The sequence below is a fragment of the Microbacterium helvum genome, assembly GCF_014779795.1.
In the GTDB taxonomy this organism is placed as follows: Bacteria; Actinomycetota; Actinomycetes; order Actinomycetales; family Microbacteriaceae; genus Microbacterium; species Microbacterium helvum.
This window is the reverse complement of record NZ_JACXZS010000012.1, coordinates 18,798-44,689: the sequence shown is the minus strand read 5'-3', so window position 1 is coordinate 44,689 and position 25,892 is coordinate 18,798. Positions and strand designations below refer to the sequence as shown.

Annotated in this window: 24 protein-coding genes; 13 read left to right on the top strand and 11 right to left on the bottom strand. The window is 72.0% G+C overall.

Annotation, left to right across the window (positions count from 1 at the left end; all coding sequences use genetic code 11):
- Positions 1–108 precede the first annotated feature (108 nt).
- The gene (locus IF188_RS16545) at positions 109–3,855 is read left to right on the top strand and encodes a multifunctional oxoglutarate decarboxylase/oxoglutarate dehydrogenase thiamine pyrophosphate-binding subunit/dihydrolipoyllysine-residue succinyltransferase subunit (protein ID WP_191172911.1); all 3,747 of its coding nucleotides are present in this window, start codon (positions 109–111) and stop codon (positions 3,853–3,855) included.
- 84 nt (positions 3,856–3,939) lie between these two features.
- Here IF188_RS16545 and IF188_RS16540 read toward each other — a convergent pair whose 3' ends face one another.
- The gene (locus IF188_RS16540) at positions 3,940–5,286 is read right to left on the bottom strand and encodes an APC family permease (RefSeq protein ID WP_318152913.1); all 1,347 of its coding nucleotides are present in this window, start codon (positions 5,284–5,286) and stop codon (positions 3,940–3,942) included.
- A 194-nt stretch (positions 5,287–5,480) separates the two neighbouring features.
- On the opposite strand from IF188_RS16540, the gene IF188_RS16535 reads away from it, so the two are divergent.
- The gene (locus IF188_RS16535) at positions 5,481–5,990 is read left to right on the top strand and encodes a hypothetical protein (RefSeq protein ID WP_191172910.1); all 510 of its coding nucleotides are present in this window, start codon (positions 5,481–5,483) and stop codon (positions 5,988–5,990) included.
- A 138-nt stretch (positions 5,991–6,128) separates the two neighbouring features.
- On the opposite strand, the gene IF188_RS16530 is transcribed toward IF188_RS16535, so the two are convergent.
- Complete coding sequence (locus IF188_RS16530) at positions 6,129–7,688, bottom strand: glycerol-3-phosphate dehydrogenase/oxidase (protein WP_318152912.1); 1,560 nt, start codon at positions 7,686–7,688, stop codon at positions 6,129–6,131.
- A gap of 109 nt (positions 7,689–7,797) precedes the next feature.
- Here IF188_RS16530 and IF188_RS16525 point away from each other — a divergent pair, with 109 nt between their 5' ends.
- From IF188_RS16525 to IF188_RS16505, 5 genes are all read left to right on the top strand, one after another.
- Positions 7,798–9,462, top strand: a complete 1,665-nt coding sequence (locus IF188_RS16525; protein WP_191172908.1) for an FAD-binding oxidoreductase — start codon at positions 7,798–7,800, stop codon at positions 9,460–9,462.
- Positions 9,459–10,361, top strand: coding sequence for a diacylglycerol kinase (locus IF188_RS16520; RefSeq protein WP_191172907.1), 903 nt, complete (start codon positions 9,459–9,461; stop codon positions 10,359–10,361). Before IF188_RS16525 ends, IF188_RS16520 begins: the two co-directional genes overlap by 4 nt.
- Positions 10,362–10,475: 114 nt before the next feature.
- A complete protein-coding gene (locus tag IF188_RS16515) occupies positions 10,476–10,796 on the top strand; it encodes a DUF4242 domain-containing protein (RefSeq protein ID WP_191172906.1) in 321 nt (106 codons plus the stop codon).
- Positions 10,793–11,044, top strand: coding sequence for a hypothetical protein (locus IF188_RS16510; protein ID WP_191172905.1), 252 nt, complete (start codon positions 10,793–10,795; stop codon positions 11,042–11,044). Before IF188_RS16515 ends, IF188_RS16510 begins: the two co-directional genes overlap by 4 nt.
- Before the next feature lie 80 nt (positions 11,045–11,124).
- Entirely contained in the window at positions 11,125–13,686 is a 2,562-nt protein-coding gene (locus IF188_RS16505; protein WP_191172904.1) for an ATP-binding protein, read from the top strand.
- A 9-nt stretch (positions 13,687–13,695) separates the two neighbouring features.
- Here IF188_RS16505 and IF188_RS16500 read toward each other — a convergent pair whose 3' ends face one another.
- Positions 13,696–13,941: an alpha-ketoglutarate decarboxylase gene (locus IF188_RS16500; RefSeq protein ID WP_191172903.1), complete on the bottom strand. Its 246-nt coding sequence runs from the start codon at positions 13,939–13,941 to the stop codon at positions 13,696–13,698.
- Complete coding sequence (locus IF188_RS16495) at positions 13,938–14,666, bottom strand: sigma-70 family RNA polymerase sigma factor (RefSeq protein ID WP_396652819.1); 729 nt, start codon at positions 14,664–14,666, stop codon at positions 13,938–13,940. The genes IF188_RS16500 and IF188_RS16495 overlap by 4 nt, the downstream gene beginning before the upstream one ends.
- A 60-nt stretch (positions 14,667–14,726) precedes the next feature.
- Here IF188_RS16495 and aroA point away from each other — a divergent pair, with 60 nt between their 5' ends.
- From aroA to bcp, 3 genes are read left to right on the top strand one after another with little or no spacing between them, the layout of a single operon-like run.
- Positions 14,727–16,112, top strand: coding sequence for a 3-phosphoshikimate 1-carboxyvinyltransferase (aroA, locus tag IF188_RS16490; RefSeq protein ID WP_191172902.1), 1,386 nt, complete (start codon positions 14,727–14,729; stop codon positions 16,110–16,112).
- A gap of 36 nt (positions 16,113–16,148) precedes the next feature.
- A complete protein-coding gene (gene rsgA / locus IF188_RS16485; protein WP_191172901.1) occupies positions 16,149–17,210 on the top strand; it encodes a ribosome small subunit-dependent GTPase A in 1,062 nt (353 codons plus the stop codon).
- Between the two features lie 47 nt (positions 17,211–17,257).
- A complete protein-coding gene (gene bcp, locus IF188_RS16480) occupies positions 17,258–17,728 on the top strand; it encodes a thioredoxin-dependent thiol peroxidase (protein WP_191172900.1) in 471 nt (156 codons plus the stop codon).
- A 255-nt stretch (positions 17,729–17,983) separates the two neighbouring features.
- On the opposite strand, the gene IF188_RS16475 is transcribed toward bcp, so the two are convergent.
- Positions 17,984–18,361: a histidine kinase gene (locus tag IF188_RS16475; RefSeq protein ID WP_318152911.1), complete on the bottom strand. Its 378-nt coding sequence runs from the start codon at positions 18,359–18,361 to the stop codon at positions 17,984–17,986.
- 257 nt (positions 18,362–18,618) lie between these two features.
- Here IF188_RS16475 and IF188_RS16470 point away from each other — a divergent pair, with 257 nt between their 5' ends.
- Complete coding sequence (locus IF188_RS16470; protein ID WP_018171995.1) at positions 18,619–18,867, top strand: WhiB family transcriptional regulator; 249 nt, start codon at positions 18,619–18,621, stop codon at positions 18,865–18,867.
- A 172-nt stretch (positions 18,868–19,039) separates the two neighbouring features.
- Here the strand turns inward: IF188_RS16470 and IF188_RS16465 are convergent, their stop codons facing one another.
- Genes IF188_RS16465 through IF188_RS16455 form a run of 3 tightly spaced genes read right to left on the bottom strand, consistent with a single transcriptional unit; the run spans position 19,040 to position 22,493 of the window.
- Entirely contained in the window at positions 19,040–20,524 is a 1,485-nt protein-coding gene (locus IF188_RS16465; RefSeq protein WP_191172898.1) for a sensor histidine kinase, read from the bottom strand.
- A gap of 23 nt (positions 20,525–20,547) precedes the next feature.
- The gene (locus IF188_RS16460) at positions 20,548–21,864 is read right to left on the bottom strand and encodes an AAA family ATPase (protein ID WP_191172897.1); all 1,317 of its coding nucleotides are present in this window, start codon (positions 21,862–21,864) and stop codon (positions 20,548–20,550) included.
- Positions 21,861–22,493, bottom strand: a complete 633-nt coding sequence (locus IF188_RS16455; RefSeq protein ID WP_191172896.1) for an SAF domain-containing protein — start codon at positions 22,491–22,493, stop codon at positions 21,861–21,863. Before IF188_RS16455 ends, IF188_RS16460 begins: the two co-directional genes overlap by 4 nt.
- A 98-nt stretch (positions 22,494–22,591) precedes the next feature.
- Between IF188_RS16455 and IF188_RS16450 the strand changes: the two genes are divergently transcribed.
- Positions 22,592–22,873: a helix-turn-helix domain-containing protein gene (locus tag IF188_RS16450; RefSeq protein ID WP_191172895.1), complete on the top strand. Its 282-nt coding sequence runs from the start codon at positions 22,592–22,594 to the stop codon at positions 22,871–22,873.
- A gap of 41 nt (positions 22,874–22,914) precedes the next feature.
- Here IF188_RS16450 and IF188_RS16445 read toward each other — a convergent pair whose 3' ends face one another.
- Positions 22,915–23,523, bottom strand: a complete 609-nt coding sequence (locus IF188_RS16445; RefSeq protein ID WP_191172894.1) for a hypothetical protein — start codon at positions 23,521–23,523, stop codon at positions 22,915–22,917.
- Between the two features lie 132 nt (positions 23,524–23,655).
- Between IF188_RS16445 and IF188_RS16440 the strand changes: the two genes are divergently transcribed.
- Entirely contained in the window at positions 23,656–24,102 is a 447-nt protein-coding gene (locus IF188_RS16440; protein ID WP_191172893.1) for an Rv3235 family protein, read from the top strand.
- A gap of 82 nt (positions 24,103–24,184) precedes the next feature.
- Here IF188_RS16440 and IF188_RS16435 read toward each other — a convergent pair whose 3' ends face one another.
- On the bottom strand, positions 24,185–24,535 hold the full coding sequence (locus IF188_RS16435; protein ID WP_191172892.1) for a hypothetical protein: 351 nt from the start codon (positions 24,533–24,535) through the stop codon (positions 24,185–24,187).
- An 80-nt stretch (positions 24,536–24,615) separates the two neighbouring features.
- On the bottom strand, positions 24,616–25,842 hold the full coding sequence (locus IF188_RS16430; protein ID WP_191172891.1) for a pyridoxal phosphate-dependent aminotransferase: 1,227 nt from the start codon (positions 25,840–25,842) through the stop codon (positions 24,616–24,618).
- Between the last annotated feature and the right edge of the window lie 50 nt (positions 25,843–25,892).

The following is a 25,892-nucleotide window of genomic DNA, read 5'->3' as shown; positions in this document are numbered from 1 at the left end:
GAGCCGGGACCGGGCCCACTGACTGGGCTAGGCTTAACCGATGCGTGTCGAGGTGTCAGCACCCTGGACGCGACCCACAACATCACCGATGAAAGCAGGCGATTCAGCGTGTCGAGCCAGGTGACGGGCGTCGGGGTTTCGAACGAAGGAGAGTTCGGAGCCAACGAGTGGCTCGTCGAGGAGCTGTACGAGCAGTTCAAGATCGACCGGAACTCCGTCGACAAGGCGTGGTGGCCCGTGCTCGAGGCCTACCACCCCGCCGACGGCACAGCACCGGCGGCGGCCGCCGCGACACCGGCATCGACGCCGCCCGCGGCGCCCGTGTCGGAGGGCGCGCACCCCGCCACGACGCAGCCTGCGGCGGCCGAGCCCCGCCCGGTGACGGCGCCGATCCCGGTGATCGGCGCACAGCCCGTGGCCCGCACGACCGCGCGTCCGGCGGCACCGCAGCCGATCCCGGCGCAGGCGCCCAAGGCGCAGCCGTCGTCCGCTGCCGATGCGCCGGCACCCGAGGCCGACGTCGTCACGACGCTTCGCGGCATGCCCAAGACGCTCGCCGCCAATATGGACGAGTCGCTCACGGTGCCCACCGCGACGAGCGTGCGCACGGTGCCGGCGAAGCTGATGATCGACAACCGCATCGTCATCAACAACCACATGGCCCGCAGCCGCGGCGGCAAGGTCAGCTTCACGCATCTCATCGGGTGGGCGCTCATCCAGGCGCTCAAGGAGTTCCCGAGCCAGAACGTGTTCTACGCCGAGATCGACGGCAAGCCGTCTGTGGTGGCGCCCGCGCACGTCAACCTCGGCATCGCGATCGACCTGCCCAAGCCGGACGGCACGCGCGCCCTGCTCGTGCCGAGCATCAAGCGCGCCGAGCAGCTCACGTTCAACGAGTACCTCACCACGTACGAAGACCTGGTGACGCGCGCCCGCAACAACAAGCTGACGGCGGCGGACTTCCAGGGCACGACGCTCTCGCTCACCAACCCGGGCGGCATCGGCACGGTCCACTCGGTTCCGCGCCTGATGAAGGGCCAGGGCTGCATCGTCGGCGCCGGCGCGCTCGAGTACCCGGCCGAGTTCCAGGGCGCGAGCGACAAGACGCTCAACGAGCTCGCGATCGGCAAGACGATCACGCTGACGAGCACCTACGACCACCGCGTCATCCAGGGCGCCGGGTCGGGCGAGTTCCTCAAGAAGGTGCACGAGCTGCTCATCGGGCAGCGCGGCTTCTACGAGGACATCTTCCGCGCCCTGCGCATCCCGTACGCACCCATCCACTGGGGCGCCGACATCAACGTCGACCTGGCCGAGCGCGTCGACAAGCAGGCTCGCGTGCAGGAGCTCATCAACTCCTTCCGCGTGCGCGGCCACCTCATGGCCGACGTCGACCCGCTCGAGTACGTGCAGCGCACGCACCCCGACCTCGAGATCGAGAGCCACGGCCTGACGTTCTGGGACCTCGACCGCGAGTTCGTCACGGGCGGATTCGGCGGCAAGCGCCAGATGAAGCTGCGCGACATCCTCGGCGTGCTGCGCGACTCGTACTGCCGCACGATCGGCATCGAGTACATGCACATCCAGGATCCGGGCCAGCGCGCCTGGTTCCAGCAGAACGTCGAGGTCAAGTACCAGAAGCCGGGCCACGACGAGCAGCTGCGCATCCTCGACAAGCTCAACCAGGCCGAGGCGTTCGAGACGTTCCTGCAGACGAAGTACGTCGGCCAGAAGCGCTTCAGCCTCGAAGGCGGCGAGTCGCTCATCCCGCTGCTCGACGAGATCCTCCAGGGCGCCGCCCAGGCAGGTCTCGACGGAGCCGCGATCGGCATGGCCCACCGCGGCCGGCTGAACGTGCTGACGAACATCGCCGGCAAGACCTACAGCCAGATCTTCCGCGAGTTCGAGGGATCTGTCGCGATCGGCTCCAAGAGCGGATCGGGCGACGTCAAGTACCACCTCGGCACCGAGGGCACCTTCGTCGCCGACAACCAGTCCGAGCTGCCGGTCTACCTCGCCGCGAACCCGTCTCACCTCGAGACCGTCGACGGCGTGCTCGAAGGCATCGTCCGGGCGAAGCAGGACCGCAAGCCCATCGGCACCTTCACGTGGCTGCCGATCCTCGTCCACGGCGACGCGGCCTTCGCCGGCCAGGGCGTCGTGTTCGAGACGCTGCAGATGTCGCAGCTGCGCGGCTACCGCACCGGCGGCACCGTGCACATCGTGGTCAACAACCAGGTGGGCTTCACGACGACCCCCACCGACGCGCGCACCTCGGTGTACGCCACGGATGTCGCCAAGACCATCCAGGCGCCCATCTTCCACGTGAACGGCGACGATCCCGAGGCGGTCACGCGCGTCGCGCAGCTCGCGTTCGCGTATCGCGAGGAGTTCCACCGCGACGTCGTGGTCGACCTCGTGTGCTACCGCCGCCGCGGTCACAACGAGGGCGACGACCCGTCGATGACGCAGCCCCTGATGACGAACCTCATCGAGGCGAAGCGCTCGGTCCGCCGCCTCTACACCGAGGCACTGGTCGGTCGCGGCGACATCACCGAGGAAGAGTACGAGAAGGCTAAGCAGGACTTCCAGAACCGCCTCGAGATCGCGTTCGCCGAGACCCACGCGGCCGAGACCGGCTCGTCGCCGATCGTCGTGCCCGATGCCGCCGCCGAGCCGGTCGCCGGCGAGCCCGAGACCACGGGCGTCTCTCGCGAGGCGATCAACCTCATCGGCGACACGTTCGTGAACAAGCCCGAGGGCTTCACGGTCCACAACAAGCTGCAGCAGCTCCTCGAGAAGCGCCTCGACATGAGCCGCAACGGCTCGATCGACTGGGGGTTCGGCGAGCTGCTGGCATTCGGCTCTCTGCTGCTGGAGAAGACGAACGTGCGCCTGGCAGGTCAGGACTCGCGACGCGGCACGTTCGTGCAGCGCCACGCCGTCCTGCACGACCGCGCCAACGGCCAGGAGTGGATCCCGCTCACCAACCTCGGCGAGGACCAGGGACGGTTCTACGTCTACGACTCGCTGCTCAGCGAGTACGCGGCGATAGCGTTCGAGTACGGCTACTCGGTCGAGCGGGCGGACTCTCTCGTCTTGTGGGAGGCCCAGTTCGGCGACTTCGCCAACGGCGCGCAGTCGGTCATCGACGAGTTCATCTCGTCGGCCGACCAGAAGTGGGGCCAGCAGTCGAGCGTCGTGCTGCTGCTCCCCCACGGCTATGAGGGCCAGGGACCCGACCACTCGTCGGCCCGCATCGAGCGCTACCTGCAGCTGTGCGCGCAAGACAACATGACGGTCGCCCGCCCGTCGACGCCCGCGTCGTACTTCCACCTGCTGCGCCGTCAGGCCTACGCGCGCCCGCGGCGTCCGCTCGTCGTGTTCACGCCGAAGGCGATGCTGCGTCTGCGCGGCGCGACCAGCCCTGTCGAGGACTTCCTCACCGGCAGGTTCGAGCCCGTGCTGGACGACAACCGCGGCATCGACACCTCGGCCGTCACGCGCGTGCTGCTGCACGCCGGCAAGATCCACTGGGATCTGCGCGCCGAGCTCGACAAGAACCCGAACCCGGCCGTCGCTCTGGTGCGCCTGGAGCAGTTCTACCCGGCGCCGATCGACGAGCTCAACGCCGTCGTGGACCAGTACCCGAACGCCGAGCTGGTGTGGGTGCAGGACGAGCCCGAGAACCAGGGCGCGTGGCCGTTCATCGCCCTCGAGGTCGTGAAGCACCTGAACGGTCGCACGATCCGACGCATCTCGCGCGCCGCGGCGGCCTCGACCGCCACCGGCTCGCCGAAGGTGCACGCGGCTGAGCAGGCCGCCATCATCCAGGAGGCGCTGGCGGTCTCCTGACCTCACGTCGCGAATCGGCCCCGGTCTTCCCGTCTCGTGCGGGGGTCCGGGGCCGATCCGCGTGTGCCGGTACCGCTGTCGCCTTCACCCCGACAGGCGGCCCGGGGTCTGCCGGACGGGTCCGCTCTCGGCCGCGGCATCCATCCCCTCCGGTTCCGGCGTCGTGACCGCGGTCATCCGACGCGCGCGCCGCCACACCGTCACGGCGATCGCCGCGAGAGCGAGCAGTGCAGCAGGAAGCAGATTCGCCCCGGCCAGCAGCAGCAGTCCGATCGAGAGCGCCGCGGCGACGACAGCCATGAACCAGCCCGCGGTGAACCGGGGCAGGATGAGGGTCGCGGCGATCATGCCGGCCGCATAGATCGACACCATGTTGCTGGTGTGGATCAGGATGAACGTCTGCAGGTCGCCGCCGGTGAGCAGCGCGATCGTCGAGTAGATCAGCGCGATCCCGAGCGTCACCAGCAGGGCGCGTCGCGGCACGCCGCCGGCCTCGGCGCCCGGCGCCAGAACGCGGGGCAGGTCGCCGTTCGCGGCGAGCGAGGCGCCGAGCTTGCCGAACGCGGCGAGATACGAGTTCATGACGCCCAGCACGACGATGGCGGCGACCGCGCCGACCGCGGTGGGCCCGTACCCCGGCGCGACCGCGTCGGCCAGCGACAGCAGCGGCACCGCACCCGCACCGGCGTCCTCGCCGAGCACGCCGACCGTGACGATCTGCAGCAGCAGGTACGCGAGGCCGGTGACGACGAGCGCGATCGCGGTCGCGACGGGGATGCTGCGCCGCGGGTCCCGGAACTCCCCCGAGATGTGCGTGCCGACCTCCCACCCCGCGAATGCCCAGACGAACAGGCTCACGGCGGTGCCGACGCCCGCCCAGCCGTGGGGCAGGAACGGCTCGAACCGGGATGCCGTCACGTGCGGGAACGCGGCCGCCACGACGAACACCACGATGGCCACGAGCAGCCCGGTGAGCACGAACTGCACCCACCCGGCCACCCGGACGCCCAGCATGTTCACGAGGAACGGCGGCACGAGGATGGCGAACACCAGCACGGTCACGGCGGCGCGGTCGATGTGGAGGATCGCGGTGAGGTACTCGCTGCCGAGGATCGCGAGCACCGGGAATCCGGCAGCGACGCCGAAGTAGAACCAATAGCCGGTGGCGCGAGCGGCGGTGGGCCCGAGGGCGCGACGCACGTAGCTCGCGACGCCGCCCGGATCGGGGTAGCGCGCGGCGAGCGCCGCGAAGGTGCCCGCCAGCGGAACGGTCAGCACGATCACGGCGAGCACCGACACGATCGAGGCCGGGCCGGCGACATCGGCGGCCAACCCCGGCAGCACGAGCAGACCGGTGCCGAGCACCGACGCGATGTAGAGCGCCGTGCCCTGCACGATGCCGAGTCCGCCGCGGGCGTGGGTCGAGGTCACCGTCCCAGTGTGACGGGGGGCCGCGACGCGCGCAGCCCGCACACCGGACGTTCCGGAGCGCTTTCCTGCCATCCGCCCTAAGGAGAATCGCCAGTATCACGCAGGCGGCGCGCGGCTCTACGATCACAGGGGTTCGCCACAGCGCCACCGGGGATCATCGCGACACCGATCCACGAACCCCGGGGGGGGAACACATGTCCATCAAGCGCATCTCGATCGCCCTGGCTGCCGCCGCCGGCGTCGTCCTGCTCGCCGCGTCGCCGGCGTTCGCCGGCAACGCGCACTTCATCGACCACCACACCGGTGCGTCGCTGAGTGGCACCAGCCTCGTCGTGTCGTTCAAGGAGGCGGGCCTGGAGTCCGGCTCGGTCGAGACCGTGACGGCCTCGGCGCACCTCATGGCGATGTACCAGTGCATCAACAACGGCGGATCGAACCCCGCCGATCCGAAGAAGACGACGGTCGACAGCGAGGTCTCGCAGAGCGGCCAGTTCACCGCGAACAAGAACGGGCAGCTCGTCGGGTCGCTCATGCTGGCGACGCCCGCCGCCGCGTCGGTGCTCGACTGCCCGAACGGGCAGAAGGCGATGCTCACGGCCGGCACGTGGTCGAGCATCGAGCTCACCGACGAGACCAGCGGCGCGTGGACCGCGATCGACGGCACGTTCTCGTTCGGCGCGCCCGTCGGCCACGGCCACAAGTGACCCGCGCGCTCGTCTTCTGAACATGTTCACTTGCGCTGTTCGTACGCAGAATCGCGGTTCTCGCGTACGTTCAGCGCAAGTGAAACCATTCAGGGGGAGCATGGAGGGGGATGCCGGCGGCCGCGGCGGGGCGCCGGGTCAGACGTCGATGGGGTCGACCCCGGCGCGGGCGAAGGCGGCGGTGGCGGCATCCCTCGACTCTGCGGCATCGGCGGGCACCAGCCCGAGCCGCGTACGACGGTCGAGCAGGTCGTCGATGCTGAGGGCGCCCTCGGCGCGCACGCCCCACTCCAGCTCCTGCGCGGTGACCCCGTGCGCGGCGGCCGGACCGGCGGCGAGCCGGGCGACGTACGGCGCCTCGGCCCCGTAGCGACGCACCAGTCGCGGGGCGGCCGCGATCTCGCCCAGCCGCCTCCGCGGCCACGCGCCCACCAGCGGCAGCGTGCCTGTCGGCGACGGGTGGGACGGGAACGACGGGTCGCGGCGGATGACGGCGTCGACGGCGTCCTCGGCCATGCGGCGGTAGGTCGTGAGCTTGCCGCCGACGACGCTCAGCACGCCGGCCTCGGACTCCAGGATCGCGTGGCGGCGCGACAGGTCGCTCGTCTCGTCGTCGTCCTCGGCGGCCAGCAGCGGCCGCAGGCCGGCGTAGGTCGCGAGGACGTCGCCGCGCGTGAGGGGTTTCTCCAGCACCGTGTTGACCACGTCGAGCAGCTGATCGACCTCGTCGTCGCTCGCATGGGCGACATCGGGCACCGGTCCGTCGACCGGCACGTCGGTGAGGCCGATGTAGGTGCGTCCGTGCAGCGCGGGCAGCGTGAACACGAACCGGCTCGACGAGCCCGGGATCGGCACCGTGAGCGAGACGTCCGACCCACCGAGACGCGCCGTCGACACGACCAGATGCGTGCCCCGGCTCGGCCGCAGCCGCACGTCCGGATCGAGCTCTCCCGCCCACACCCCTGTCGCGTTCACCACGGCGCGCGCCTGCACGCCGAGCGTCTCGCCCGAGACGAGATCGTTCAGCCGGGCGCCGCGGCCGGTGACCGACACCGCCTCGACCCGGGTGAGGATGGATGCTCCGTGCCCGGCCGCCGTGCGCGCCACCGCGACGACCAGCCGGGCGTCGTCGATGAGCTGCCCGTCCCAGCCGCGCACGCCGCCGCGCAGCTGCTCATGGCGGATGGACGGCGCGAGCCCGCGCGTCGCCTCGGGGCCGATCAGCCCCGGTGGCGGCAGCACCCGGCCGGGTGTGCGGACCGCGCGGCGCAGGCCGTCGCCCAGCTCGTAGCCGAACCCGATGTAGGCGCCGCGACCGAGCGCACCGGGGTCGTAGAGCGGCACGACCTGCGCGAGCGCGCGTGTCAGGTGCGGTGCGGTGCGGGTCAGCAGGATGTGCCGTTCCACCGCGCTCTCGCGGGCGATCCCGATCTGCCGCGACGCGAGGTAGCGCAGACCGCCGTGCACGAGCTTCGAGCTGAACCGGCTGGTGCCGTGGGCGAGGTCGTGACGCTCGACCAGCACCGTCCGCAGGCCGCGGGCCGCGGCATCCAGCGCGATCCCGACGCCGGTGATCCCGCCGCCGACGACCAGCACATCGACCTCGGCGTCGTCGCCCAGGACCTCCAGTTCGCGGGCGCGCCGCGCGGCCGACAGCGCCGACGACCGCGGCGTCCGTCCGATGATGCGGGTGGGCACGTCCCCATGATGCCGGAAACCCCCTTCGTTCGTCCGGCACCTCAGCACGCCCCCGGGATCGCGTTCACACATGACGGACGAACGAGAACGCCGGTGCGATACTGGCCGGATGCCGACGACGTCCGCCTCCGACCCCTTGCCCGCGTCGCCCGCTCCCCGCGAGCGCGGACCGTGGGACGGGTGGGATCCCGAGCCTGCGCGACTGCCTGCGGCGGCGAAGGCGATCGTCGCGACCGTGGTGCCGGGCAAGGCGCATCCGGTGCCCCGCCGCGCGCGACCGACGCTCACGCCGTCGCTGCTCGCCGACGACGATCTCACGGCCCTCGCGGCCATCGTCGGGACGGACCACGCGACCCGCGACGACGATGTGCGCGCCCTGCACCTCGGCGGCAAGAGCACACCGGATCTGCTGCGCCGGCGCCTCGACGATCCGCAGGAGGCACCCGACGCGGTGGTGGCGCCGGCCGGCCACGCCGAGGTCGCCGCCGTGCTGCGCGCGTGCGACGAGCGACGCATCGCAGTCGTGCCGTTCGGCGGCGGGACGTCGGTCGTCGGGGGCGTCGACCCCGTCCGCGGCTCGCAGCGCGCGGTGATCGCCCTCGACCTCGCCCGGACGGCGTCGCTGCGCGCGCTCGACGAGGTGTCGCTGCTCGCGACCTTCGGAGCCGGCACCACCGGCCCGCAGGCCGAAGAGATGCTCGGCGCCCGCGGCTACACGCTGGGCCACTTCCCGCAGAGCTACCTCTACGCGTCCCTCGGCGGCTTCGCGGCGACGCGGTCGAGCGGCCAGGCCTCGCGCGGCTACGGCCGCTTCGACGACCTCGTGCACGCGCTGCGGGTCGCGACGCCCCGCGGCGACCTGGACCTCGGCCGGGCGCCGGCGAGCGCCGCGGGCCCCGACCTGCGCGAGCTGTTCCTCGGCTCGGAAGGCGCGTTCGGCGTGCTCACCGAGGTCACCGTGCGGATCCGGCCCCTGCCCGCCGCGACGGCCTATCGGGCATGGACGTTCCCCGACTTCGCGTCGGGGGCGGCGGCGTTCCGCGAAGCGACGCAGCGCGGGATCCGCCCCACCGTGCTGCGGCTGAGCGACGAGACCGAGACCCGCGTGAACGCCGCGATGGGCGGTCACCTGACACGGCTGCGCGGTTGCCTGGCGGTGGCGACGTTCGAGGGCGCGTCGCCTGCCGAGGCCGAGCACACCCGCGACGCGCTCGAGGCGGTGTTCGCCGCGCACGGCGCCAAGTCCCGCGGCGAGGACCCGGCCCGGTCGTGGGAGCGTGGCCGCTTCGCGTCCCCGGGGCTGCGCGACACGCTCCTGGACATCGGCGTGCTCGCCGAGACGCTCGAGACCGCGGCCACCTGGGCGAACCTGCAGGCTCTCAAGACGGCGGTGACCGAGGCGCTCAGCGCGAGCCTCACGGCGGCCGGCACCAAGCCCATCGTCATGTGCCACATCTCGCACGTCTACCCCGCCGGCGCCTCGCTGTACTTCACGGTCGTGGCCGCGTTGACCGAGGATCCCCGGGCCCAGTGGGCGGGGGCGAAGGATGCCGCCTCCCGGGCGATCGGCGAGGCCCACGGCACGATCACGCACCACCATGCGGTGGGGCGCGACCATCGCGCCTATCTCGAGACCGAGATCGGCCCGCTCGGCGTCGAGGTGCTGCGTGCCGTCAAGGCGACGCTCGATCCGAACGGGATCATGAACCCCGGCGCGCTGGTGACGCCGGCAGCGCCGGCCACCCCTCCCGCCGCAACCGGCGCCCCCGCATGAGAGTGGCGCTGCTCGTCAATCCGGCCGCGCGTGCCGGCGCCCACACCGGCGCGGCGACGCACGCGGCCGAGCGTCTGCGCGCCCACGGCGTGCAGACGTCGATCCTGAGCGGCGGCAGCGCCGCGGAGTCCTCCGAGCTGCTGCGCGCGGCCCTCGAGGTCGGCGTCGACGCGGTGGCGGTGGCCGGCGGCGACGGCACCGTGAACCTCGCGCTGCAGGAGCTCGCGGGCACCGGCATCCCGCTCGGCATCGTCCCCGCCGGAACCGGCAACGACTTCGCGGCGACCCTCGGTCTGCGCGAGCTCGACGTCGCGGCGGCCGCCGACGCGATCGCCGCCGGGGTCACGCGCACCATCGACCTCGCCCGTGTCACCCGCGACGACGGCTCGACCCGGTACTTCGGGTCGGTGCTCGCGAGCGGCTTCGACTCGAAGGTGAACGACCGCGCCAACGGCATGCGCTGGCCGCGCGGCGGCTCGCGGTACAACATCGCGATCCTCGTCGAGTTCCTGCGGCTGGCCGGCATCCCGTACGACGTCGAGTTCGAGCTCGCCGACGGCACGCGCGACCGCGTCGCCGGCGAGCTGGTGATGGCGACCGTGGGCAACGGGCGCAGCTATGGCGGCGGCATCCCGATCGCGCCCGACGCGGATCCCGCCGACGGACTGCTCGATCTCGTGCTGGTGCGCCCCGCCGGCCGGCTGCGACTGCTGAGCCTGCTGCCGAAGGTGTACCGCGGCACGCACGCGAGCGTCGGCGAGGTGTCGATGCGGCGCGTGCGCTCGGTACGACTGTCTTCGCCCGGCGTGACCGCGTACGCCGACGGCGACCCGATCGGCGCGCTTCCGCTCACCGTCGACGTCGTTCCCGGCGCCCTGACGATCTTCACGCCGGCCTGATCTGGGGACGCGTCGCCGCGAACATGGGGAACTGCTCCCGATGCCGCGGCCGCGCGGGCTGCCGACCATGGAGTCATCCCGGATCGACCGGGGGCCTCACAGATCGGAAGACCCATGAACACCTTCATCATCGAGCGGAACGTCCCCGGAGCCTCGGCCATGAGCCGCGAGGACCTCGTCGAGATCGCCCGCACCTCGAACCGCGCCGTCGAGTCGCTCGGCGTACCTTACGAGTGGGTGACGACCTACGTCGCCGGCGACAAGCTCTACTGCATCCACCGCACCGACGCGCCCGAGACCGTGCGCGAGCACGCCCGCCGCGGCGGGTTCCCGGCCGACGTCGTGTCGGAGGTCGTCGCCGAGTTCGGCCCGCAGACGGCGGACGAGGGCACGCCCTCGGATGAGGGGATGCCGCCGGCCGAGGTCGCGGCATGACCGCCGTCTATGTCACGCCGGCCGCGATGGCCGAGCACGGCGCGGCACTGCGCACGCTGGCGCTCGGAGTGCGACGAGGGATGCTGCGGCTCACTGCCGCGCTCACCGCCGGCGTGACGGCATCCCGACATCGCCGCACCGTCGGCCACGCGGAGATGACGCGGATGCGCGCGGTCGCCCACGCTCTCGAAGCGATGCGCGCCGGCGCCTACGCCGACGTGGCGCTCGGCGGACCGATGCCGCGGTGACCGCTCACCCGTTCGGGCAGCCCCCTGACGCCTCGCCCCGAGACCGCCCGCGCGGCGGCGTCGGAGCCTACGATGGCGCCATGGGGCTGTTCGAGCGCGCGCCGCAGCTGGACGCGCTGGCAGGAGCGATCGCGCGCGGCACGGCGGGCGAGGGCACGGTGGTGACCGTGGCGGGCGACGCCGGAGCGGGCAAGACGAGCCTCGTCACCGCCGCCCTCGCCGGGGTGCCCGAAGACGTTCGGGTGCTGCGCGCCGCCTGCGACCCGCTGTCGACGCCGCGGCCCCTCGGACCCGTGCGCGACGTGCAGGCCGCGCTCGGCGATGCGGTCGAGGCCGAGACGCTGCTCGGCGCCGAGGCCCGGTTCGCCGCCCAGGTGTCGAGTACTCCGACGGTGCTCGTGATCGACGACGCGCAATGGGTCGACGCCGCATCCGTCGAGGTGCTGCGCTTCCTCGTGCGCCGTATCGAGGCGCTGCCGGTGGTGCTGGTGCTCGCCCACCGCGACGTGCCGCTCGGCCACGCGCTACTGTCGCTCGTCGGGGATGTCGCGCGCATGGACTCCGCGACCCGGGTGGCCGCTCCCCCGCTCTCGGTCGGTGCGGTGCGCGAACTGCTCGGCGAGCGCGGTGCCGACGCGGCCCGCGTGCATGCCCTCACCGGCGGCAACCCCTTCTTCGTGGCCGAGATCGCCCGCAGCCCCGACGACGACCTGCCTCCGACGGTGCGCGACGCGGTGATCGCGAGCACGACCGGCCTCGCGGCGGACGAGCTCGAGGCGCTGCAGCTCATCGCGACCGCACCCGATGCGTTCGACGACCGTCTGCTGCCGTTCGCCGCTGCCGGCGGCGGGGGCATCGACGTGCCGACCCTCCGCCGGCTGGAGGCCAGCGGGCTGCTGGTGCGCACGCCCCACGGCATCGGATTCCGCCATGAGCTGGCGCGGCTCGCCGTCGTCGCGAGCGCCGAACCGGGCGTCGAGGCGCTGCTGCATCGCCGCATCCTCGACGCGTGGGAACGGGTGGGCGGCGCGGATGACGCCGTCCTCACTCATCATGCCGCCGCCGCCGGCGACCGCGGACGCACGCTGCGCTACGCGGTCCGTGCCGCCGAAGACGCCACGCGCACCGGGTCGCACACCGAGGCGGTCGCGTTCCTGACGCTCGCGCTCGACCGACTGGACGGCGACACGGCCGAGCGCGCCAGACTCCTCGAGCTGCTGAGCACCGAGCAGTACATGGTCAGCCGGCTGCCGGCATCCCTCTCCTCCATCGACGCCGCGCTGCGGATCCGTGAACGCCTCGGCGACCACGACGGCATGAGCACCGCCCACGATCGCCGGGCGGTCGTCGAGTACTACTCGGCCCGCCGGCGCGAGGCCGAGCGGCACGCGGAGGCCGCCGCCGACGCCGATGCCGGTGCCGCGGCTCGGGCATCCGCGCAGGCGACCCGCGCCTACCTGGCCTACCGCCGGCTCGATCTCGATGCCGCCCGAAGGATCGCCGCCGCGCAGCGCGCGACGACGACACCGGAGGCCGCCGGGCTGCGCCTGTCGATCACCGAAGCCGCCGCGAGACTCGTCGACGGCGACACGTCGGCCCGCGAGCTGCTGCGGCAGCACGCGACGACCGCACTGGCGGGGTCGCTCGACGAGATCGGCACCACCGCGTACTCGAACCTGTCGGCGCTGGACGTCGAACATCGACGCCTCGCCGACGCCGAGTCGCTGCTGGCCGAGTCGATCCCGCTCACCGTCGACCGCGACATCGCGGTGTGCCGTCAGTGGCAGACCGGCATGCGGTCACGACTGCATCTGTTCCGCGGTCGCTGGGCCGCCTCGGCCGAGGACGCGTCGGCCGTCCTCGACGGCAGCGGACCCCCGCTGGCCGAGATCTGGCCGCACGTCGTGGCGGCGCTGCTCGGTGTCCGTCGCGGGGACGAGCCCGACGTCGTCGACGCGCACCTGACAGCGGCGACCGCGCTGGCCGCGGACCTCGACGAAGCTCTCACCTCGCTCGCCGTGCTGAGCGCGATCGCGGAGCGGTCCTGGACCTCTGGCGTCGCGGATGCACGGCTCGACGGAGCGGCCGCGGCCCTCGACGCCGCCGCGGGCCTTCCCGGCACGCAATGGGCGGTGGGCGAGCTGCGGGTGTGGCTCACGCGCCTGGGCCGCCCCGTCGCGGGTGGGCTCGACGGGCTCCCCGAGCCGCACCGACGGGAGCTCGCGGGCTGCCACCCCGAGGCCGCACAGGCGTGGCGCGACCTCGGCGCACCGTTCGACGCCGCGATGTCCGCCGTCCACGCGACGGAGGCGACCACCGCCGTGGCCGGGCTCGCGAGCCTCGACGCCCTCGACGTGCCGGCGACCGCCGCCCGGGCGCGCCGCATGCTCACCCAGCGCGGCATCCGATCGCTTCCCGCCCGGCCGCGCACCGCGACGCGCGCCAACCCGTCCGGCCTGACCAACCGACAGCTCGACGTGGCCCGGCTCGTCGCACGCGGGCTCACGAACGCCGAGCTCGCGCAGCAGCTGTACATCTCGCCCAAGACCGCCGATCACCACGTGTCGGCCGTGCTGAGCAAGCTCGGCCTGAGCAGCCGGCGCGACATCGTCCGCGCGGCCGCGAGCCTCGGGCTGGACTGAGCGGCCGGGTCAGCCGGTGACGGTCTGAGCGGCTCGCAGCTTGGCGAGCACCTGATCGCGCAGCTCTTCTGGAGCGCTCTCTTTGCACGCCCGCGCCAGCACCTCGGTCAGCGTCCGGGCGACAAGCGCCTCGTCCTGGCATCCCTCGCAGTGCTCCAGGTGCTCGGCGATGTCGGTCTGGGAGGTCTTGCAGACCTCGTGACGCAGGTACTCCTCCAGGTCGCGCCGCGCCTTCTCACAGCCGCAGTCGGTCATTTCGTGCTCCTCGTGGCGGCGGCACTCTGGATGCCGCGCTCCTTTGCGTAATCGGCGAGCAGTTCACGCAGCATCCGCCTGCCACGGTGCAGACGACTCATGACCGTGCCGATGGGGGTCTTCATGATGTCGGCGATCTCCTGGTAGGCGAAGCCCTCGACGTCCGCGAGGTACACCGCCAGCCGGAAGTCCTCCGGGATCGACTGCAGCGCGTCCTTCACCACAGACGCCGGCATGTGGTCGATCGCCTCCGCCTCGGCCGACCGGGTGCTGGTCGCGGTGGTCGACTCGGCACCGCCCAGCTGCCAGTCCTCGAGGTCGTCGATCGTGCCCTGATACGGCTCGCGCTGCTTCTTGCGGTACGTGTTGATGTACGTGTTCGTGAGGATGCGATACAGCCACGCCTTGAGATTCGTGCCCTGCGTGAAGGTCCTCCACGACGCGAACGCCTTGACGAAGGTCTCCTGCACGAGGTCTGCCGCATCGGCGGGATTGCGCGTCATGCGCATGGCCGCGGCGTACAGCTGATCCATGAAGGGCAGCGCCTGCTCTTCGAACTGCGCGCGCGGATCCTGCTCCGCGTCGGTGGCGGGGACCTGGTCGATCGAGTCGCTCATCACGCGCCAGTCTACGGCGGCCGCCTCCAGGCCTGTGGGCGCGGCCTGCCGCGACCCGAGGCTCAGCGACGGTGCGTCGGTCTCGACGCGGTCAAGTGTGGCGAACATCCGGCTCCGCTCGTGGGTGTCTCCCGGTCCTGTCCGACCGGTTCAGTAGGGTAGAACCCGATGACAGCCGACGGGTATTCCCCCACTTCCGCGCCGATCGCGCGCGGCCATTGGCGCGCCCCGCTCGCCGACGGCGCGCTGCACGCGACGGTGACCGTCCCGGGCTCCAAGTCCCTGACGAATCGCGAGCTCATCCTCGCGGCTCTCGCCGACGGTCCCAGCCGCCTGATCGCGCCGCTGCACTCCGACGACTCGGCCCGCATGATCGACGCGCTGCGGTCGCTCGGGGTGGGCATCGAACTTGTGCCGGGCACAGGGCTCTACGGCGACGACGTCGAGGTGACCCCGGTGTGGCCGCTCGGCGGCGAGACGGTCGTCGACTGCGGCCAGGCCGGCACCGTGATGCGGTTCGTCGCCGCGCTGAGCGGGTTCGCGCGCGGCGACGTCACGCTGACGGCGCACGAGAGCGCGCTGCACCGCCCGATGGGCGCGATGATCACCGCCCTGCGCGACGTCGGCGTCGACATCGACGACGGCGGCCGGTGGGCGCTCCCCTTCATCGTGCGCGGCCACGGCCACGTGCGCGGCGGCGAGGTCACGATCGACGCGAGCGCGTCGAGCCAGTTCGTCTCGGGGCTGCTGCTGGCGGCCCCCCGCTTCGACGTGGGGCTCCACCTGGTGCACGCCGGCGAGCGGCTCCCCAGCATCCCCCACATCGACATGACGGTCGAATCCCTCGCGCACCGGGGCGTGCACGTCGAACGCCCCGCGATCGGCGAGTGGATCGTTCCGGCGGGCGCTCTCCGCGGCAAAGACGTCGCGATCGAACCCGACCTGTCCAACGCGGCGCCGTTCCTCGCAGCCGCCATGGTCGCGGGCGGCTCCGTGTCCGTGACCGGCTGGCCCGCCCACTCCACACAGCCCGGCGCCATGCTCACCGACATCCTGTCGCTCATGGGCGCGCGCGTCGTGCGCCGCGGCGGTGCGCTCACCGTCACCGCGGGCGCCGGCATCCAGGGCGTCGATCTCGACCTCTCCGCCGCCGGCGAACTCGCCCCGACGATCTTCGCCCTCGCGGCGTTCGCCGAATCGCCCTCGACCCTGCACGGCATCGGGCACATCCGCGGCCACGAGACCGACCGCATCGCGGCGCTCGTCGCCGAGCTGCGCGGCCTCGGCGGTGAGGCGCACGAGCTCGCCGACGGCATCCGCATCGTCCCGCGGCCGCTGCACGGCGGCACATGGCACGCCCACCACGACCACCGCATGGCCACGACCGGCGCCCTCATCGGACTCGTCGTGCCGGACGTCGAGATCGACGACATCGGCACCACGGCGAAGACGATGCCGGAGTTCCCGCAGATCTGGCAGCGCATGCTCGACGGCGACAGCGCCGAGGGCGGCGAGGGCGGCGGCCTTGCCGAGGAGACGATGCGCGCCTCGTGACGCGGCATCCGACAGCACCGTGAGAGAGGCGACGGCATGAGCTGGCTGGACGACCTCGACGACGAAGACGAACCGGAGTTCGACGAGACCGACGTGCGTGTCCGGCCGAATCCCAAGGCCAACCGTCCGCGCACCAAGCGGCGACCGGCCCACAGCGACGCCCGGATCGCACGGGTCCTCGGCGTCGACCGCGGACGGTACACGGTGCTCGTCGACGAGGACCTCCCCGACGAGCGCACCGTGCTCGCCGCCCGGGCGCGCGAACTGCGCAAGACGCCGATCGTCACAGGCGACCGCGCCCGCATCGTGGGCGACGCCACGGGTGACGAGGGCACGCTCGCACGGATCGTCGGCATCGAGGACCGCACCTCGCTGCTGCGCCGCAGCGCCGACGACACCGACCAGGTCGAGCGCGTCATCGTGGCCAACGCCGACCAGATGCTCGTCGTCGTCGCGGCCGCCGACCCCGAGCCCCGGCCACGTCTCGTCGACCGGTACCTGGTGGCGGCCTTGGACGCCGGCATCCGTCCCCTCCTCGTCGTGACCAAGACCGACCTCGCCGACCCGGCCGAGTTCCTCGCGCACTTCGACGGCCTCGACCTCGAGGTGTTCACCAGCGGACGCGAAGAGATGCCGCTCGAGCGCATCGGTCGCGCGCTCATCGGGCACTCGACCGTCTTCGTCGGGCACTCCGGCGTCGGCAAGTCGACGCTCGTCAACGCGCTCGTGCCCGACGCGAAGCGGGCGACCGGTCATGTCAACGAAGTCACCGGCCGGGGACGGCACACGTCGAGCTCGACGGTCTCGCTTCGCTACCGCGGTCAGGGCGGCAACGGCTGGGTCATCGACACGCCCGGCGTACGCTCGTTCGGCCTCGGGCACGTCGACCCGGCGAACATCCTGCGCGCGTTCACCGACCTTGCCGAGATCGCCGAGGACTGCCCCCGCGGCTGCACGCACCTGCCCGATGCCCCCGACTGCGCGATCGTCGAGGCGGTCGAAGCGGGCCGGCTCGGCCCGGGCGGCGCCGCACGCCTGGACTCGCTGCAGCGCCTGCTCGAGACGTTCGCGAAGAAGGCGCAGGAGCCCGGCGCCTGAGCCTGCGGACTCCACCCGCCCTCGGCGCACCGACCTAAGCTGGAGCGGTGACCACGCAGCGCCTCGAACCCGGTTCCCTCGCCCCCGCCTTCACGCTCCCCGACCAGGACGAGCGCGCGGTGACGCTGAAAGACCTGCGCGGCGGTCCGGTCATCCTGTTCTTCTACCCGGCCGCGATGACGCCGGGCTGCACCAAAGAGGCGTGCGACTTCCGTGACAGCCTCGCGCCCCTGCAGGCCGCCGGCTACACCGTGCTGGGCATCTCGCCCGACGAGCCCGAGAAGCTGCGCCGCTTCCGAGAGCGCGACGGACTGACGTACGACCTGCTGAGCGACCCCGACCACAAGGTGCTCGAGAAGTACGCCGCGTGGGGCGAGAAGGTCAACTACGGCAAGACCTATCTCGGCGTGATCCGCTCGACGATCGTGATCGACGCGAAGGGCCGCATCACGCACGCGCTGTACAATGTGCGCGCGACGGGCCACGTCGCCCGCGTGCGGTCGCTGCTGGGCGTCTGAGCGGGCTCCGCAGACATCTGCTCCGCGGACGCCTGCTCCGCAGTCAGATTCTGCGGCGCGCGGGGCCTCCGCACCCGCAGAACGCGACTGCGGAGCAGGAGTGAGTGCAGGATGCCGGCGGCCGGGGCGGCGCGGCGGGCGCAGGGGGCGCGGGCGGCCAGGGGCGCGGCGGCCAGAGGCGCGGCGAGCAGGGGTGCGGCGGGAAGGGGCGCGGCGAGCAGGGGCGCGGCGGGAAGGGGCGCGGCGGGCGCGGCCTCAGCCCTCGCGGCGGGCGGCGCGTCCCGCGTCGCGCACGGCCAGGATGAGGAGCACGAGCGTCACGACCGCCGGGACTGCGAGAGCGAGCGCGATGCCCGGAGCGGCGAACGCACCGGTCGCAGCGCCGAGAGCGACGGCGAGGATCAGCAGCTGCGTGACGATGCCGCCTGAGCGGCCCCACGACTGACCGCGCCAGATCGCGACGGCGAAGGCGATGACCGCCGCCGCGCCCACGACGCTCAGCACGATCAGCGCGAGTGCGCTGGCGATCGAGTCGGTGTCACCGCGCAGGATCTCGACGATCTGCCAGACCACCAGCGCGACGATGCCCACTCCTTCGAGGCCGACCAGCACCGCGGCGACCCTTCCGGACACGTTTGTCCGCATTCTCCGTCGACTCCCTCACACTTCGGCGATCGATTTGTGCGAACCCTCCAGACGACTGGGGGAACACCCAGCAAGTCCTACACAAACCCGCCGATGAACCCTTGATTCAGGTAAACCGCTATGGGACGATTGGTGAAGCCGTGTGCTCCCACAGCGACGTGGGGCGAGTTCTCTCGCACATCCCACAGGGTATCGGACCCGAACCGGCACTCTTCCCCACCCCCTCTGTAACAAGGAGCACCACCATGGACTGGCGCGACAAGGCCGCCTGCCTGACCGTCGACCCCGAACTGTTCTTCCCCGTGGGGAACACCGGACCGGCCGTCGATCAGATCGAGAAGGCCAAGTCGGTGTGCGCACGCTGCACCGTCACCGAGATCTGCCTGCAGTACGCCCTCGAGACCGGCCAGGACTCGGGCGTGTGGGGCGGACTCTCCGAGGACGAGCGCCGCGCACTCAAGCGCCGCGCCGCCCGCGCCCGCCGCGCCTCCTGAGACCGGCCGCCTGAAGCTCTGAGAGAGCGGATGCCGCAGCACGCGGCATCCGCTCTCTCTTTGTCGTCTCCCCCGCACGCGCACTCGGCGAGATCAGGAGATCTCGCCGGCACAGGACGCGACGGCGACAACCGACCTGTCTTCGCCAGATCTCCTGATCTCGCGAACCCGGTCAGCCCTTGCTGCGGTCGATGTAGCGCAGCGGGATGTCGATGGTCACCTCGGTGCCGCTGCCCATGATCGTGTGCCAGTCGATCGTGCCGCCCAGTTCGCCCTGGATGAGGGTACGCACGATCTGCGTACCCAGGCCCCGGCCGACCTGGCCCTCGGGAAGCCCTGATCCGGTGTCGCGCACGCGCACCTCGAGCCGGTCGTCGGTGCGGTCGGCGATGATCTCGACATCGCCCTCCTGGCCGGCGAGGCCATGCTCGACGGCGTTCGTCACGAGCTCGGTGAGGGCCAGTGCGAGCGGAGTCGCGTACTCGCTGGGGAGCGTCCCGAAGCGTCCGGTGGAGTGCGTGCGCGCGCGGGTGTTCGGCGCGGCGGCCACCTCGGCGACGAGCTTGAGCACCCGCGCGAACACCTCGTCGAAGTCGACGTTCTGCGCGAGGCCCTCGGACAGTGTGTCGTGCACGACCGCGATCGCCGAGACCCGCCGCATCGCCTGGGTCAGCGCATCGCGCGCCTCGTCGGAATGCGAACGACGCGCCTGGATGCGCAGCAGCGACGCCACCGTCTGCAGGTTGTTCTTGACGCGGTGGTGGATCTCGCGGATCGTCGCGTCCTTGGTGATGAGCTCCTGCTCCTGATGGCGGATCTCGGTCACGTCGCGGCAGAGCAGGATCGCACCGATCCGCGTGCCGTGATCGCGCAGCGGGATCGTGCGCAGCGACACCGTCACGCCACGTGCTTCGAGGTCGGCGCGCCACGGGGCGCGGCCCGTCACGACGACCGGGAGCGACTCGTCGAACTGGCGCTTGACCGGGAGGATCTGCGTCACCACCTCGACGAGGGACTCGCCCTCGAGCTCGTCCTCGAAGCCGAGCCGGTTGAACGCCGACAGCGCGTTGGGGCTCGCGAACGTCGTGATGCCGTCGACGTCGAGGCGCACCAGGCCGTCCGACGCGCGAGGCGCCCCACGGCGCGGCGAGGTGGGGGCGGTGAGATCGGGGAAGTCCCCGGATGCGATCATGCCGAACAGGTCGTCCGCGCACTCGTTGAACGTGATCTGCTGCCGTGACGGCGTGCGGGCCTCGCCGAGGTTCGTGTGGCGGGTCACGACGCCGATCGTCTGGAGAACGCCGCCCTGCTTGCGCGCGACCGGAACCGCGCGCACGCGCGTCGGGGTCTCTTCGAACCAGTCCGGCGACGCGGAATCGACGATGGTCCCCGTCTGGAACGCTTCGCGCACCTGGGTGCGCCACTGCGGCCGCACCCGGTCGCCGACGATGTCGCGGTAGAACAGCGTCGCGGCTCCGCTCGGCCGCGTGTGCGCGACCGCGACGAAGGAGTCGTCGGAGGTGGGCACCCACAGCACGATGTCGGCCGAGGCCAGATCGGCGAGGAGCTGACCGTCACCTGCGAGTCGGTGGAGCCACTCCACATCCTCTTCGCTGGAGCGGCCCTGGGCGTAGACGAGATCGCTGAGGGTCGACACGCTCTAAGCCTAGGGCTCGCGCCTCACGCGGCCGGTGCGCCGGCGCGCGAAGGCGCCCGCGCGTCGCCCGGCGCGTGACGCCACGGACGGCGCCGGGCGCGCTCGGGCTGGGCGGACGCGACGCCCGGCTGAGGAGCGGGGACGACCGCTTCTCCGGCGAACCGGCGAACCGCGAGAGTGAGCGGCGACTTGGGGGCGACCTCCGCGACCGTCTGCGACGAGAGCAGCGCGGCGTCCGCCGAACGCGGGTCCTGCGGGAGGAACCACACGTCCTCGATGCCGCCGAACCGGTCGAGGGTGCGGCGGACCTGACCCCGGGCGTCGATGCCGAGAGCCCCGGGTCGCAGGCGGTTCGCGACGACGGCGATCCGCGTCGCACCGACCGTCGCCCGCAGTTCGGCATGCGCGCGAAGGAACCGGGCGACTCCGAGCGGATCGGCCGACGCGACGGCCACGACGAGGTCAGCCGCATGCAGGGCCGCGATCGTCGCCGCGTTCCGGCGGGGGCCGTCGAGGTCGCTCATGATCTCTTCGTCGCGCTCGAGCGACGAAGAGACGTCGACGACGGTGTAGTCCGCCCAGTCCCGGCACGCCGCGAGGGCGCCCGACACGCGACGCTCGCTCAACTCCGGCCACCGTGACGGACGATTGATGCCTGTGAGCACGTCGACACCCGTGCGACCGAGGGGAACGGCGATGCGAGTGAGCTCGCGCCCGTCCAGCCCGCCGAGCTCCGCCTGCCGACAGGCGGCCGCGAACCCCGGCCCCTCGTCTGCGAGCCCGAGAGCGAGCGCGATGGACGGCGCGTGACTGTCCGCGTCGACCAGCGCGACGTGACGCCCGCCGCGTGCCAGCTCCACGGCGAGCTCGGTCGCCACCGTCGAGCGACCCGGTGCGCCCGCCGGCCCCCAGACCACGATCACGCGCGGGCGCGGAGGCTGCTCGACGGCCGCCGCGGGTGCCGGAGCCGCGACCGGCCCCGCGACCAGCGCGTCCGCGATGCGCCACGGCTCGGTGCTGCGCGGCAACGGCGTCTCCAGCCCGCACGCGGCCGCCAGCCGCTCCCCCGCAGCATCCGCCACGAGCGGGACGACGCGGGTCCCGGCGCGGTCGCACAGCGCGACGACCGTCGGCGAGAGCGTGTCGCGGGCCACCTCGAGCACGAGCACATCGGCGTCGGCGAGCGCCCTCAGCAGCGCTTCGGCCTCGGCCGCCGGCATCCCGTCGGACGCGGCGTAGGCGGGCGCAGACGCCGCGTGCGTCGCGATCACGTCGATGCCCTCGCGCCGCAGCCCCTCGACGAGCACGTCGCAATCGTCGACGGCGACGACGGCCCTCACGATCCCGCCCCGGTCGTCGGCACGATGGACAGCGCGGACTCGTCCGCCATCGCCGACAGCGTGGCCGACACGTCATCGCGCGGGATCACGAGTTCGAGCGCCGCAGCCCCGCCCCCGATCATCGAGTCGTCGCGCGTGACCGAGACGACGGTCGCATCGGCGACGAGGATGCGGGGCTTGTCGTATACGCCGCGCTCGAGCAGCGGCGCAGCCCAGACCTCGACGACCGTGCCCGCCTCGACGGAAGCGGGCACGTCGACCGCGCTGCGCACCACGACGCTCGTGGTGCGGGCGGCATCGGCATCGCCGACCGCTGCGGCGGGGACGAGTTCGCCCTCCTCGATCGTCCGGGTCGCGACGACCGCCCCGCCGAGGTGGCCCTCGCCGAGATAGGTGTCGGCGACCGAGCCGAGCGCCACGTCGACGACCGTGACGTCGTCGGCGGCGATGGGCTCGCCGGGCACGATCGTGTGCGCCGCGGCATAGACGGGCACCGTCTGCCGCGCGGCGGCGACGACCAGCCACACGCCTGCGACGGAGGCGACGATGAGGAGCAGGCCGAGGAAGAAGCGCGCATCGCCCCAGAAGGCGCGACGCGGAGTGCGGACGGGGTCGCTGGCGACGGTCATGGCACCATCGTCGCCGACTCGCCGAAATCGTGTCGCGCGTTATCCACAGGGTGGTGGGCACCCGGCCGGGGCGGGGACGGCCGCGCCATAATGGGGGCATGTCAGATGACCCGACGTCCGACGTGCGTCTTCTCGCCCCCGCCCAGGTGGGCGAGGTGCTCGGCGTCTCGGTCGACGAGGTGATGACGCTCGTGCTCGACGGCCGACTGCGCGGCGTGCGCGTCGGCTCGCCCGCGCGCTGGCGCATCGACGCCGCCAGCATCACCGACTACCTCGACGACCAGGCCGAAGAGGCCCGTCGCATGGCGCTGTGGCAGCAGTCCCAGACCGCGAGCTTCCCCGAGCTGTGGGGCAGCGGCATCATCCGCAACGGCGACTGACCACGACCGCGGTGCGCGCCGGCATCACGGCAGCACAGTTCTCACGGCAGAACAGGCGCTTCGTCGGCCCGCAGCCACGCGATCGCCGCGAACGGCACCAGGCGGTAGCCGCTGACCGCATCCGTGCGGCGCGGCGCGCCCGGGTCGTGCAGCGCGAGGTCGAGGTGATCCGCGCCGGCCCGGTCGATCGTGCCGGTGAGGATCCGCCCGGTGACCAGCTGCACCGACACGCCCGCGCGGCGGCGCACGAGGTCGCGCAGCACGAAGCCGAACGTGAGGCGTTCGGTCAGCGGCGAGCGCGGCGGCGCGGGCCGCGCGGTGCGCAGCAGATCCGCATGCGGCATCCCCATCGACACGATCCCGGCGAACGGTGCGAGGACCGCACCCGCGGGCCCCTCGGCCGGCGCGAGGGCGACCCAGTCCGCACCGACCCCCGTCACCGTCGCCCGCATCGTGGTGCCGTCGACGAGATCGAAGGATGCCGCCGTCACGGCGGCGCCGTCGCGCCCGGCGAGCAGGGTCAGGCGCTCCGACATCAGGACCCGCGAGAGCCGCAGGCACTCGGCCTCGGTGTCGAGCGCGGCGCGTTCGGCCTCCCATTCGGAGGCGAGCTGATCCTCGAGGTCGTCGAAGAAGCGGTCCCAGCGCACGTGGCGAGCGTAGGGCAAATCGCCTCTGACCGGCCTCGAGTTATCCACATACCCAGGTCTCGGGATTTTCCTGAGAGTTGCCCGTGTGTTCTACTAGCCCCAAGACATCCCCCACTGTCGAGATAGGCACCCATGGCAACGACGCCCGCGGGCACCGCCCGCACATTCCCCCACGCTCCTGCATCGCGCAGCGCGCAGCTCTCCGAGTTCTTCGCGCCGCAGCGCACGCCCTCCACCGAGCTTCCACCGCCCGAGCACTTCCTGCACAACCTCGCCTTGGGAGTGCTTGAAGTCTTCGCGGGGGTGCGCGAGGTCGAACAGCTGGCACGGTGGCTGACGGAGGACGCCTATCGCAAGCTCGTCGTGCGCACGAACCTCGCGACGCGCGCCCGCAACGCGCGCGGCATGGCCGCCCGGCGACCCGTGCACACCATCGTGTCGGTGCACCAGTCGTCGCCCGCCGACGGCATCGTCGAAGCCGTGGTCGTGGTGCGCGGCCCCGCACGCACCCGTGCGCTCGCGGTGCGACTCGAAGGTCGCGACAGGCGCTGGCGCGCCACCTCGCTCGCGCTGCTCTGAGCGGGCACCGCTGTCGGGCAGCACGGCGGCTGAACCAGCGCTGCCGGGCGGGCCGGTCCCGACGATGTGACCGGCCCGCCCGTCAGTGCTCGTCGTCGATCAGATCCAGCAGCGACTTCAGGGCATCGCGGATCTCGTCGTGGCCGTACTGGCCGGCCCGGCTCTCGCCCGAGATGACGCCGGAGCGGTGCACGCGGCGGAAGTCGCCGAACGGGAACGAGTAGGCCTGCTTCGTCTCGCGGTCTTCGCCACGGTCCACACCGAGGTGCCAATGCGAGAACTCGGTCCACCCGTCGCGCTCGATGAACGCGTTCTCCTCGTCGGCGGTGGGGGCCGCCTCCGACCAGTCGTCCCTTTCGTCTCGGACGACCTTGCCGTCTCGGATCAGCGCCCGCGCGTGGCGGAGCGCCGGCTGATTCAGTTCGATGGACATGCCTCGACGCTACGTCGCCCGGCTCGCGGACACGGAGGGGGTTGACGGATGCCGCGGCCTGTGACCGCGGCATCCATCCGTCACTGCTTGTACGACGACAGGAAGTTGCCCAGTCGCTCGATCGCCTCGGTCAGCACGCGCGCCTCGGGAAGCGTGACGATGCGCAGATGGTCGGGCGTCGGCCAGTTGAATCCGGTGCCCTGAACGAGCAGCACGTGCTCCGCGACGAGGAAGTCGTACACGAGCCTGCTGTCGTCGTGGATCTCGTACACCTCGGGGTCGAGGCGCGGGAACGCGTACAGCGCGCCCTGCGGCTTGAGGCAGCTGACACCCGGGATGCGCTCGAGGCTCTCCCATGCGGCATCCCTCTGCTCGAGGAGGCGCCCCTCAGGAGCGATGAGCGCGTCGATCGACTGCACCCCCGACAGCGCCGCCTGCACCGCGTGCTGCGCCGGCACGTTCGGGCACAGGCGGGTCGACGCCAGCAGCTGGATGCCCTCGAGGAAGCCCGAGGCGTGCGACTTGGGACCGGTGATCACGAGCCAGCCGGACCGGTAGCCGGCGACGCGGTACGTCTTCGACAGGCCGTTGAACGTCAGGCACAGCAGGTCGGGCGCGAGGGTCGCGAGGGGGATGTGCTTCGCGTCGTCGTAGAGGATGCGGTCGTAGATCTCGTCCGAGAGCAGCAGCAGCGAGTTCTCGCGGGCGATCTCGACGATTCCTTCGAGCACCTCGCGCGAGTACACCGCGCCGGTCGGGTTGTTCGGGTTGATCACGACGATCGCCTTCGTGCGCGGCGTGACCTTCGCGCGGATGTCGTCGAGGCTCGGCTGCCACCCGTCGTCGGGATCGCAGCGGTAGTGCACGGGAGTCCCGCCGGCGAGGCTCGTCATGGCCGTCCACAGCGGGTAGTCCGGGGCGGGGATCAGCACCTCGTCGCCCTCGTCGAGGAGGGCCTGCATCGTCATGGTGATGAGCTCGGACACCCCGTTGCCCAGATACACGTCATCGGGGTCGAACTGCGGGAAGCCCGGGACCTCTTCGTAGCGCGACACCACCGCGCGACGCGCCGACATGATGCCCTTGCTGTCGCTGTAGCCGTGCGCGTTCGGCACCGCTTCGATCATGTCGCGCACGATCTGGAACGGCGCCTCGAAGCCGAACACCGCGGGGTTGCCGGTGTTGAGCTTGAGGATCGTGTGCCCCTCGTCCTCCAGCCGGTCGGCCTCGGCGAGGGCTGCTCCGCGGATCTCGTAGAGAACGTTCTGGAGCTTGCTCGACTGGTCGAGAGGGCGGAGGCGATTCATCGCATCAGGATATCCGCGGCCGCGTGGGGCCAATGACCGCACGGTGGCCC

Excerpts from the sequence above, each read along its gene's own strand:
- IF188_RS16515 (WP_191172906.1), top strand. The coding sequence starts at position 10,476 with ATGAACACCTTCATCATCGAGCGGAACGTCCCCGGAGCCTCGGCCATG.
- IF188_RS16455 (WP_191172896.1), bottom strand. The coding sequence starts at position 22,493 with ATGACCGTCGCCAGCGACCCCGTCCGCACTCCGCGTCGCGCCTTCTGG.
- IF188_RS16435 (WP_191172892.1), bottom strand. The coding sequence starts at position 24,535 with ATGTCCATCGAACTGAATCAGCCGGCGCTCCGCCACGCGCGGGCGCTG.
- IF188_RS16470 (WP_018171995.1), top strand. The coding sequence starts at position 18,619 with ATGGACTGGCGCGACAAGGCCGCCTGCCTGACCGTCGACCCCGAACTG.
- rsgA (WP_191172901.1), top strand. The coding sequence starts at position 16,149 with ATGAGCTGGCTGGACGACCTCGACGACGAAGACGAACCGGAGTTCGAC.
- IF188_RS16430 (WP_191172891.1), bottom strand. The coding sequence starts at position 25,842 with ATGAATCGCCTCCGCCCTCTCGACCAGTCGAGCAAGCTCCAGAACGTT.
- IF188_RS16510 (WP_191172905.1), top strand. The coding sequence starts at position 10,793 with ATGACCGCCGTCTATGTCACGCCGGCCGCGATGGCCGAGCACGGCGCG.
- IF188_RS16535 (WP_191172910.1), top strand. The coding sequence starts at position 5,481 with ATGTCCATCAAGCGCATCTCGATCGCCCTGGCTGCCGCCGCCGGCGTC.
- IF188_RS16520 (WP_191172907.1), top strand. The coding sequence starts at position 9,459 with ATGAGAGTGGCGCTGCTCGTCAATCCGGCCGCGCGTGCCGGCGCCCAC.
- IF188_RS16440 (WP_191172893.1), top strand. The coding sequence starts at position 23,656 with ATGGCAACGACGCCCGCGGGCACCGCCCGCACATTCCCCCACGCTCCT.
- IF188_RS16505 (WP_191172904.1), top strand. The coding sequence starts at position 11,125 with ATGGGGCTGTTCGAGCGCGCGCCGCAGCTGGACGCGCTGGCAGGAGCG.
- IF188_RS16450 (WP_191172895.1), top strand. The coding sequence starts at position 22,592 with ATGTCAGATGACCCGACGTCCGACGTGCGTCTTCTCGCCCCCGCCCAG.
- IF188_RS16495 (WP_396652819.1), bottom strand. The coding sequence starts at position 14,666 with ATGTTCGCCACACTTGACCGCGTCGAGACCGACGCACCGTCGCTGAGC.
- IF188_RS16525 (WP_191172908.1), top strand. The coding sequence starts at position 7,798 with ATGCCGACGACGTCCGCCTCCGACCCCTTGCCCGCGTCGCCCGCTCCC.
- aroA (WP_191172902.1), top strand. The coding sequence starts at position 14,727 with ATGACAGCCGACGGGTATTCCCCCACTTCCGCGCCGATCGCGCGCGGC.
- IF188_RS16500 (WP_191172903.1), bottom strand. The coding sequence starts at position 13,941 with ATGACCGACTGCGGCTGTGAGAAGGCGCGGCGCGACCTGGAGGAGTAC.